General features: G+C 65.8%; 7 protein-coding genes. 4 read left to right on the top strand and 3 right to left on the bottom strand.

All coding sequences use genetic code 11. From position 1 onward, the window contains the following. Nucleotides 1-270: 270 nt before the first annotated feature. The 3 genes from WAW17_RS09395 to WAW17_RS09405 all read right to left on the bottom strand — a co-directional run bounded on the left by WAW17_RS09395 (nt 271) and on the right by WAW17_RS09405 (nt 5,381). A complete protein-coding gene (locus tag WAW17_RS09395; protein ID WP_422332711.1) occupies nt 271-1,692 on the bottom strand; it encodes an FAD-binding oxidoreductase in 1,422 nt (473 codons plus the stop codon). A gap of 70 nt (nt 1,693-1,762) precedes the next feature. Then, nucleotides 1,763-4,663 (bottom strand): BTAD domain-containing putative transcriptional regulator, encoded by a 2,901-nt coding sequence (locus WAW17_RS09400; protein WP_422332712.1) that lies wholly within the window; start codon nt 4,661-4,663, stop codon nt 1,763-1,765. Nucleotides 4,664-4,760: 97 nt separating this feature from the next. Next, nucleotides 4,761-5,381, bottom strand: a complete 621-nt coding sequence (locus WAW17_RS09405) for a TetR/AcrR family transcriptional regulator (RefSeq protein WP_422332713.1) — start codon at nt 5,379-5,381, stop codon at nt 4,761-4,763. Nucleotides 5,382-5,477: 96 nt separating this feature from the next. Here WAW17_RS09405 and WAW17_RS09410 point away from each other — a divergent pair, with 96 nt between their 5' ends. The 4 genes from WAW17_RS09410 to WAW17_RS09425 all read left to right on the top strand — a co-directional run bounded on the left by WAW17_RS09410 (nt 5,478) and on the right by WAW17_RS09425 (nt 10,464). After that, nucleotides 5,478-6,323: a CoA transferase gene (locus tag WAW17_RS09410; RefSeq protein WP_422332714.1), complete on the top strand. Its 846-nt coding sequence runs from the start codon at nt 5,478-5,480 to the stop codon at nt 6,321-6,323. Next, nucleotides 6,320-7,495, top strand: a complete 1,176-nt coding sequence (locus WAW17_RS09415) for a thiolase family protein (protein WP_422332715.1) — start codon at nt 6,320-6,322, stop codon at nt 7,493-7,495. Before WAW17_RS09410 ends, WAW17_RS09415 begins: the two co-directional genes overlap by 4 nt. Nucleotides 7,496-7,523: 28 nt before the next feature. Continuing rightward, nucleotides 7,524-9,194: a long-chain-fatty-acid--CoA ligase gene (locus tag WAW17_RS09420; RefSeq protein ID WP_422332716.1), complete on the top strand. Its 1,671-nt coding sequence runs from the start codon at nt 7,524-7,526 to the stop codon at nt 9,192-9,194. A gap of 109 nt (nt 9,195-9,303) precedes the next feature. Next, on the top strand, nt 9,304-10,464 hold the full coding sequence (locus WAW17_RS09425; RefSeq protein WP_422332717.1) for an acyl-CoA dehydrogenase family protein: 1,161 nt from the start codon (nt 9,304-9,306) through the stop codon (nt 10,462-10,464). The last annotated feature ends 199 nt before the right edge of the window (nt 10,465-10,663 follow it).

Below are 10,663 nucleotides of genomic sequence, written 5' to 3' on the forward strand. Positions count from 1 at the left end.
GCGCGGAAGAGTGCGAAAGAGTAAGGAACCATTGTGCTCTGGAACACGCTGATCATCGAGTAACAGATTCCCGGACTTGCTGTCGTCCCGCCTGATCTTCCCGACCCCGGTGGGCTACGGCTACACCCACACGTGGGTGAACCTGTCCACCGGGGCTTCGGGAACGATCTCCGACCAGCACCCCGATCGCCGTGAAATCCACACCGGCGCAGGCAAGGTGGTGGTGACCGGGTACTACTACATCACCGGGACGGCGAGCATCGGCAGGTTCTACGGGGCCGCCTGGCCGAGCCGGCGTCCCCAGCGCGCTGCCGATGCGAAAACGCCTCGTGGATCGTACTTTTCACGGGTCTCCACAAGTCGAGCCAGCTGCGCCGGACTCCACGCCGCCACCACCCGGTCCGCGGACTCTCCCTGTGTCGAGCCGGCGAAATTGACCAGTGCTCCGCCGGTACCCCATGGCGCGAGCGCGTCGATGACCGCATCCAGTGCGGTGGGGACGACCTCGGCGATCGGCGGCGCGAGAACACCGATGGCGACGAGGGTGAAGGCGGCATCACGGCCCGCGACGGCGTTGGGCGTCGCGGGTGCCCGGCTGAGCGCACCACCCATGGCGCGGATTTCCGCCAGCATGATCGGCAGACCCGCCTCGGGACCGACGACACCGAGAAGCGCGTCGAGCGCCTCATCCGGCAGCTCCCGAAGGAGACGAGATCGTTCGACGGCCGGCATCGGGTGCGTGGGATCGGCATGAATCGATGCCAGAGCCGGATACATCATTTCCGTTACTGTGTCGATGATCGACGTGGCCACCGACCGCATCGGGGCGATCATCGCCATGCCGTCGCCGTGATCGTCGACGTACGCGTACCGCAGGTGCAGGACGGTTCGTCCGCGAAGGGGCTCGGGCAATTCGGGGAGCGGTGGGAAGTTGATCACCGCCACCGAACTCGAGACGGAGTCGGGCACGGTGCCGATCCAGTCCCGCCAGCACCGCAGGACGGCCGGGGCGTCGGCGATGTCGTAGAAGATGCCGCCGCCGTCGAGTGTCTGGATCGGAAAGAGCCGAAATGTCATCTGGGTGACGATGCCGAATGCCGCCCCGCCCCCGAGGAGTGCCCAGAACAGGTCCGGTTCGGTGTCGTGGTCGACCCGGCGCAGCTGTCCCTCCGCAGTGACAACCTCCATCTGGATCACGTGATCGGCGGCGAAACCATACGTACGTGCGATGGGTCCGAGACCACCGCCGACCGTGTAACCGACGACGCCGACCGTGGGGGACGAGCCCGCGAGGGCCGCCAAGCCGTGCGGTGCGGCGGCGTCGAGTACCTGCTGCCAGCGCACCCCGGCCCCCACGGTGGCCGTGCGCCCGTCCCGGTCGATGGTGACCGTGTCGAGAAGCCCGGTGGTGACGAGGATCGAATTCTCGGGCGCAGCGTCTGCGCCGTGACCGGTGGCCTGCACGGCGACGGTGAGTCCGTTATCTGCTGCGATCCGGACGGCTGCCGCGACGTCCGCGGCACTCGACGCGACCACTACGGCGGCCGGACGATGCGCGGTGGCCACGTTGAAACCGGCGACTGCGGACCGGTAGCCCTCGTCGTCCGGGCCGTAGACCGCGCCGGCGACCGAACTCCGAATCCGGTCGGCAACGGGCTGCGTGGACATTGTCTGATCGGGTGCGAAAACCATGATGCTCCTTGGCTGGGGTGACGTTCCCGTCAAGGACACCAACGCACGCTTAGCGCGCTCTTAGCGCCGACTATCCGACTGCCGACTCGTCGCGGGGCAGCCGCGAGGACTCCTCGGTGTACAGCTTCCACATCAGCGCGTTCACCTCCGCGCGGCTCATGTCTTCACCGAGTGCCGCGTACTTCTCGAACTCGTCTGCGGTGAGCGCAGCACGCACGATTGCTGCTTCCCGGGGAGCGTCCATCGGGTCCATCGCCTCCGGCTGGAATCCGAGCCGTGAACCCTGTGCCCGGACCGCGCCGAGCAGACGAGCCGCGTCCGTGGTCCGGCCCGCCGTCGAGACGACCGCGGCGGTGCTGTGGACGAGTACCAGCCAGGACGTGACGTCACCTTCGGCCTCGAACACCGACTGCATCACGGGCACCGTGTCCAGCGCACCGCGCAGGTCACCCGAATCCATGGCGACCCGCATCAAGGTCCAGGACGCGGAACCCACCGGCCACCCGTGCCCGCACCGTTCCGCCGTGGACACCGCCGCCCTCAGAGTCTCCCCCGCTTCGGTGAGACGCCCGAGGAACCGGAGGATCATGCCTTCGATCATCAAGCCTTCCGCCAGCTGCCACGGCTCACCGCAGAGCCGCAACGCCTCCACGGAGGCGCGGGCCTGCGCCTCCCACTGTGCGGGGCCGTCGACGATCGCCCGGCAGTAGGACTGCCAGGACTCCGCGTACGCGATGTACCCGGCATCACCCGCTCGCCGGGCGGCCTCGGCCGCGCGTCCCACCGCGTCGCCGGCGGTCCCGGGATCCCCGGACAGGTAGGTCAACCCGCACAGGCCGGTGAGGACACGGGCGAGAATCCGGTCGTCGACGCCCCGGTCGACGGACTCGACCGCATCCAAAGCGGTCTGGATGATCTCGAGTCCCTCCCGGATATGCCCCTGCCGGTACCAGAACCAGTACAGCGCGGCGACGAGTTCCAGGACGTATTCGGGATCGCCTGCCGCAAGGGCCGAGCGGGCCGCGGCGCGATGCTCGGCCTGATCCCGTCCCAGGGCCGCGACCACCTCGGCGCTTCCCGAGGTACGCAACCGCTTCTCGGCGGCGACTGCCCGCTCGAGGACGAAGGCGCGGTGCGCGGCCCTGGACTTCTCGAGCTCCACGCCCTCGGTCCTGCTGAGTGCGAACTGCTTGAGCGTTTGCAGCATGCGGTAGCGACGCGGCGACGAAGCCGGTTCGACCCGAAGCAGGGAGCGCCGAACCAGCGCGGTAAGAGGTTCGAGTATCGCCAGCGGAGCCTGGTCCCCGTGGAGTGCAGCAGCACCTTCGATGTCGAAACTGCCTGCGAACAAGCCGACTTCGCGGAACAGTCGCGACTCCTCCTCACCGAGAAGCCGGTAACTCCAGTCGATGGTGTCGGCGAGCCGACGCTGACGTGCCGGCGCGGTTCGCGCCCCGCCGCCGAGTAGCGCAAAACGATCGGACAGGCCCTCGGCGATCTGCTCCTCGGAGAGCACTCGAAGCTGAGCGGCAGCAAGCTCGAGCCCGAGGGGTATGCCGTCCAATTCGGTGCAGATCCGCCGGACCGGTTCGGCCACGGCGTCACTCAGCCTCCAGTCGGGGACGACGCCCGCCGCCCGCACACCGAACAGCTCGATCGAGGCGACCTCGTCCAGCGGTTCCACCTCGTACACCTGCTCACCGTCGACAGCGAGCGCTTCCCTGCTGGTCGCCAGAATCCTCACGTCCGGGCATTTATCGAGCATCGCCGCAACCACCTCGGTCACGCCGTCGAGGAGATGTTCGCAGTTGTCGAGCACGATCGTGCATGAGCGAGTGGCCAGTGTGTCGAGAAGATGATCGATCGTGCCGGGTCCTCGAATGAGCAGTGCGCTTTCGATCGCGGTGATCACCAACGAATTCGACTCGACAGGTGTGAAGTCGACCATCCAGGGACCGTCGGCGGTCGAGCCGAGTCGACGACACACCTCGATGGCCAGACGAGTCTTGCCCACCCCGCCGGGTCCGACGAGCGTGACCAATGGTGAGTTCGCCAACGCCGCACCGACCGTGCCGATCTCGTACTCACGTGCCACCAGCGAGGTCCGTGGAATCGGCACGTTCGACGTCGAGGGACCGGGAGTCGCGGGGGCTGCGGCGGGGAAAACCGCAACCGGCCGAGCGGGCGCGCGGCGAACGAGCAACCGTTCGTCGTCCTGATTCAGCACGGCGGATTCGAGCTCGCGCAACCGGGTTCCCGGCTCGATGCCGAGGTCGCGGTCCAGTGCCCCGCGAACGCGTCGCAGGGCGGCGAGCGCGTCGGATTGGCGTCCCGCACGGTACAGGCCGATGACCAACAGCTCCCATGCCCGTTCGTCGAGCGGATGCGCGGTCACCAATTCCTCGGCCGAGCCTATGGCCTCGTCGTGTCGTCCTATATCCAATTGCATCTGCAACAACGCTTTTCGTGCCCGGAGCTCGAGGTCGGTCAACCGGGAGATCTCGGCCCGGGTGAACTCTGCGTCGGCGACGTCCGCATAGGGCGAGCCCCGCCACAGGGAGAGCGCCTCCGCGTACGAACTGGCGGATTCTTCGACGAAGCCCTGCTCGCGCTGCCGGCCTCCGCGGTCGACCAGATCGGCGAAGCGCACGGCGTCTATCTGATCTGCACCGACCTCCAGTCCGTAGCGCGAGCCCGAGCGGACGATCGCCCCCGCCTCGCCACGCGGACGGTCGGGGCCGAGCCTGTCACGCAGTTTCGACACCGCGAAATGGAGCGAGCTCGTCTTCGGGTCGTCGACGTCGTGCCACACCTGTGACAGGAGCCGCTCCGCGGAGACGTCACGCGGAAAGGCCACGATCAGGGCAGCCAGAAGGGCACGCTGCCGAAAGCCCCCGAGATCGGTCGGGCGCCCCTCCACCACGGCGGTCAACCCACCGAGTACACCCAACTCCAGGCCGACAGAAGCCATACCTGCGCTCCTCGCAGTATCCGACAAGACAGCTCATTATCACCGACGTCTCGGATATGTGCTGGTGAAGGCAAAATTTCTCCGACGCTGCTGACTGTCAGCCTGTGTCCGACTCGGTGTCGTGCACGGTGACCGACAGCACCGGCTTACCTTCGGCCGGAGCGTCCGGGCCTTCCAGCTGCTCCCACATCGCGTCGATCATGGGCTGGAGAAAGAGCTGGCCGACCTGTCGAACCACCAGGCCGATCACCTGGCTGGAGTCGCGCCGTCGCGTGGAGGCGATGCCGGTATTGCGTAGCTTCGTGATCTCACTGTAGGTCAAATCGGTCAGCCGCTCGAGCAGCGTCCCATGAGGACTGCCGGGCTCGAGCAACGTCCGGCGGAGGTAGTTCACGACCGCCGGATGCGTCTCGAGCATCCGCGCGACCGACGCATCGCGCGCCGCGGCGATCTCGTGGGGCGTGCCCGTGTGGGGCGCCTGCGCGATGGCCTGCGCGAAATAGTCGACGACGAGTTGCTCGACCGCGTCCCGAATTCCGTCCTTGGTCCCGAAATGGTGCACCAGCAAGCCGACCGTCACGCCCGCCGCACCGGCTACGGCCCGCATGGAGGTGCGGTCTTCGCCGTTTGCGGCGTACAGGTCCATCGCGGCGTTTCGAATGCGCGCCTTCGCAGTCAAGTCGTCCACGCTCGCTCGTGGGTTGATTTCCGATTCCATACATCCCCTCCGTCGAGGCGATAGTACATTCATTACAGCTTTCTATACAGCTATTCACTGTGCTATACATCTGTATAGTAAACGTAAAGGAGCGCGATGACGAACATCCTGGGCGGCGTGCGGGTGGTCTCTCTCGCCGGAAATCTTCCCGGGCCCGTGGCAGCGGCGCGGTTGACCGCGCTCGGAGCTTCGGTGACCAAGGTCGAACCGCCATCGGGTGACGCGCTGGCGGCGGCAGCAGCCGAGTGGTACGCCGAACTCACCGCCGATCAGCAGGTCCTCGTTCTCGACCTCAAGGCGCCCGCCGACCGCGAGAAGCTGGACGTCGAACTCGCCGGTGCGGATCTGTTGATCACCGCGATGCGGCCCTCGGCGTTACGCAGGCTCGGGCTCGCGGACGCACACCTGACGTATCCCGGACTCTCGCACGTGGAAATCGTCGGCTACGACGGCGAGTTCGAAGAGCTGCCGGGACATGACCTGAACTATCAGGCAGCACACGGGACCGTACAGCCCCCAACGATGCCGACGGTCCCCATCGCCGATCTTCTCGGTGCCGAGCGGTCCGTATCGGCCGCATTGCTTGTACTGCTGGAGAAGACGAGCACCGGAACCGGCGGGCACCGGCGAGTGGTCCTCGACGACGCCGCGCGGGACGCGGGTGCCGCGGTCCGCCACGGACTGATGGGCGTCGGCGCCCCTCTCGGAGGCGCGATTCCCACGTACGGGATCTACGGATCGGCCGACGGATATGTCGCACTGGGCGCGCTCGAACCGCATTTCAGCGCGCGTATCCGTGACGCACTGGGGATCGAGGGAACACGCGAAGAACTCGAGCGAACCTTCGCCACCCGCGATACCGCGTATTGGGAAGAAATCGGCGAGCGAGCGGACATACCGCTGACCGGCATACGCATACCAACACGAGGAGACGAGAAGTGACAGTTCGCGAAGCGGTCATCGTCGGTGCGGTCCGCACACCCGTCGGCAAGCGCGGCGGTGTCCTGAGTCAGTGGCATCCCGCCGACCTGCTCGGTCTCACCCTGCGGAATCTGGTCGAGCGCAGCGGTATCGACCCCGTGCTGGTGGAGGACGTGATCGCGGGCTGCGTCTTGCAGAACGACCAGCAGTCGTCGAATATCGGCCGGCATGCGGTGCTCTCTGCGGGCTTCCCCGAATCGGTACCGGCCGTGACCGTCGACCGCCAGTGCGGATCGGGCCAGCAGGCCGTGAACTTCGCCGCGCAGGGCATCATCGCGGGTACCTACGATCTGGCGATCGCGTGTGGTGTCGAGTCGATGTCCCAGGTGCCGATGCCGTCGGCATTTCAGCCCGGCGCACCGCTCGGACCCCAGTACGGTCCGATCGAACTGGCGCGGTACGACGGCGGCTTGATGGCACAGGGACCGTCGTCGGAGCTCATGAACGAGAAGTTCGGACTCAGCCGGGAGGCGCTGGACGCGTTCAGCATTCGCAGTCACGAACGTGCGCTCGCCGCGACTCGGGCCGGCAAGTTCCGCGACCAGTTCGTCCCCGTCACCGCAGACCCGCACGATCCGTCGGGTCCGGTGATCGACGCGGACGAGGGTATCCGCGAGCACCTCGACCCGGCCAAGATCGCGTCATTGAAGACGGTCTTCGCAGCCGACGGACGCACCACCGCCGCCAATGCATCACAATTGAGCGATGGCGCCGGGGCCCTGCTGATCGCCGATCGCGAGTTCGCAGAGAAGAACGGTCTCGTCCCGCGCGCCCGGTTCCGGGCGCTCTCCGTCGCGGCCGCCGACCCGGTCATCCAGTTCACCGCCGTTCTCGACGCCACCCGCAAGGCGCTCGAACGCTCGGGACTGAGCGTGGCCGACATCGACCTTTTCGAGGTCAATGAGGCCTTCGCGGGTGTGCCCCTGATGTTCCAGCAGGAGTTCGGAATTCCGGACGACAAGCTCAACGTCAACGGTGGTTCCATCGCGATCGGACATCCCCTCGGCTCCACCGGCGCCCGGATGCTCACCGACCTGTTGTGCGAGCTCGAACGCACCGGCAAGAAGTTCGGTCTCCAGACCATCTGCGAGGCACACGGCACGGCCAACACCACCATCATCGAACGTATTTGAGACTTTCGGAAGCGACGAGGAACGAGACATGACAACCAACATCGTGAAGGGTCTGCCGTCCACGCACGGAGACCACTACCAGCTCAACACCACCACGCTGATCCGGCACGCAGCGCGGACCTATCCGGAGCAGGAGATCGTGTTCCGCACCGCCGACGGCGACTGGGACAGGTACACCTACGCCGACGCGTACGCACGCATCAAGCGGGCCGCCAACACGCTGACCAGGCTCGGGATCGGTCCCGCCGATGTGGTCGGAATCCTGGACTGGAACAGCAAGCGCCACTTCGAGTTGTACTGGGCGATCCCCGGTCTCGCCGCGGCGATGCTGCAGATGAACCTGCGCCTTTCCCCCGAGGATCTCGGTTACGTGACCACCCACAGTGAGGCCTCGCTCGTGCTGGTCGACGAGAGCCTTCTCCCCGTCGCCGAGGCGCTGGCCCCGCACGCTCCGGGCGTCAAGACCTGGGTGGTGATGTCGGACAAGCCGATGTCCGAGATCAGCACCACGCTCGAGAACGTTCACCACTTCGAGGACCTCCTCGCCGCGGCAGACGCGGAGATCGATTGGCCGGTCATCGACGAAACATCCACCTACAGTGCGTGCTACACCACGGGCACCACGGGGCGGCCCAAGGGCATCTACTACTCGCACCGCGGCATCTACCTGCACACTCTGGCCCTGGCGTCGAACATCGGCATGCGAAGTGACGACACGTCGATGCTCATCACCCCGATGTTCCACGGCCAGTGCTGGGGTCTGCCGCAGGCCGCCGTCTATGCGGCATCGAAGATCGTGCTGCCGGGCCGGTACACGGCAGAGGAAACCTCGGTGTTGGTCGATGTGATGATCAAGGAGCAGGTCACCGTCGCCAACGGTGCGCCCGCGATCTTCCAGCCGATGATGGACTACATCAAGACGCTCGATGTCAAACCCGACTTCGGCCGGTCGCGTCTGCTCTCGGGAGCCACCGAACCGGCGCTGTCGCTGATGCGCGACTTCTACGAGGTCACCGGCGCGGACGTGATCCATGCCTACGGCGCCACCGAGACCACTCCCATCGTCGCCGCCAACGGGCCGGTGAAACCCTCGTTGCGCGGCACCCTCACCGATGACGAGAAGTGGGATCTCAAGCGCTGCCAGGGTCTGCCGGTGAGCGGAATCGACATCCGGATCGTCGACGCCGAGGGCAACGACCTCCCGCACGACGGCAAGAGCCAGGGCGAGGTGCTCCTACGCGGACCGTGGATCATCGAGCGCTACCACAAACTTGACGACGACGCGGACAAGTTCTTCGACGGGTATTGGCGCAGTGGCGATGTCGGCAAGATCGACGCGAACGGCTACCTCAAGCTCACCGACCGGATCAAGGATGTCGTCAAGAGCGGCGGCGAATGGATCTCCTCCATCGACATGGAGAACGCCATCGTCGGGCACCCGAAGGTCAAAGAGGCCGCCGTCATCGGCGTGGAACACCCGAAGTGGCAGGAACGCCCGGTCGTGCTTCTGGTAACGGTGGACGGCGAAGATCTCACTCTCGAGGATGTCAACAGCGTGCTCGTGGACAAGTTCGCCAAATGGCAGTTGCCCGATACGGTTCTGTTCGTCGATGCGTTGCCGCGCACCAGCGTCGGCAAGCTCGACAAGAAGACGATGCGGGCTGAGCACGGCGACATCTACAAGCCGGTCCAGTCATGACGGACGTCCTGCGCAATTTACATGTTGCGGTTCAGTCCGCCGACAGCCGCGAGGGCCAGGCTGCCTTCCTGACGAAGCGCCCACCCCAGTTCACCGGAAAGTAGGAATCATGAGCGAATTGTTCCCGGGGTACCGATCCCCGTGGGAGACGGCGGACCAGCAGGTGCTGCGCAAGCATGCCGCCGCATTCTTCCGCAAGGAGGCGACACCGAATCAGGACCGCTGGGCCGAGCAACACCAGGTCGATCGCGAATTCTGGACGAAGACGGGCGACGCCGGTCTGCTGTGCCTGGGCCTGCCCGAGGAATTCGGCGGTGGTGGCGGCAATTTCGGTCACGAGGCAGTGGTGCAACAGGAACTCGCCTTGGCTCACGACACCGCATTCGGCTTCAGCGTGCACTCGACGATCGTCGCCCACTACATCTCGGCCTACGCCACCGACGAGCAGAAGAAGCGCTGGATCCCCCGGATGGCGAGCGGCGAGATGGTGATCGGCGTCGCGATGACCGAGCCCGGCACCGGATCCGACCTGCAGGCTGTGCGCACCACCGCAATCCGCGACGGTGACGAGTACGTGATCAACGGCTCCAAGACATTCATCTCCAACGCGACGCACTGCGACCTTCTGGTGATCGTCGCCAAGACCGACCCCAAGCTCGGCGCCAAGGGCATTTCCCTGCTCGTCGCCGAGACCAGGGACCTCGAAGGATTCGACCGCGGCCGGGTGCTGCACAAGATCGGCCAGCACGGCCAGGACACCCGCGAGCTGTCCTTCACCGACATGCGGGTGCCGGCCGAGAACCTGCTCGGCGGAGTCGAGGGCAAGGGTTTCGTCCAACTGATGGAGCAGTTGCCGCGCGAGCGCCTGATCCTCGGGGTCGCCGGAGTCGCGATGGCCGAGGCCGCAGTGGTCGAGGCCATCAAGTATGCAAAGGAGCGGCACGCGTTCGGCCAGCCGATCCTCGGCTTCCAGAACACCAAGTTCGTTCTCGCCGAGTGCAAGACGGATGTTCTCGCCGGAAAGACTCTGATGGACTACTGCATTCAGCGGTACATCGACGGAAACCTCGACGCCGCCACCGCATCGATGGCGAAGCTGTGGGGCACCGACAAACAGGTCGAGATCATCGACCGCTGCCTGCAGGTCTTCGGCGGTTACGGCTACATGATGGAATACCCGATCGCACAGATGTACGCCGCGGCCCGCGTCCAGAAGATCTACGGCGGCACCAACGAGATCATGAAGGAACTCATCGGACGGGCGCTGTGACGCCATCGGACTCCGGAAACATTCTGAAGACCCTGTTACGCAAGGAGGCCCGGAAAACGGTGACACACGAAACCGTCGACCCCCGCATCGACACCGTCTACGCGGAGGACGTCGAGATCGGAGACACCTATCAGCTGGGTTCGTACACGGTGACCGAGGACGAGCTGGTCGAGTTCGCGTCCCAGTGGGATCCCCAGTC

The organism is Rhodococcus sp. (in: high G+C Gram-positive bacteria) (genome assembly GCF_049286785.1).
Classification (GTDB): Bacteria; Actinomycetota; Actinomycetes; order Mycobacteriales; family Mycobacteriaceae; genus Rhodococcus_F.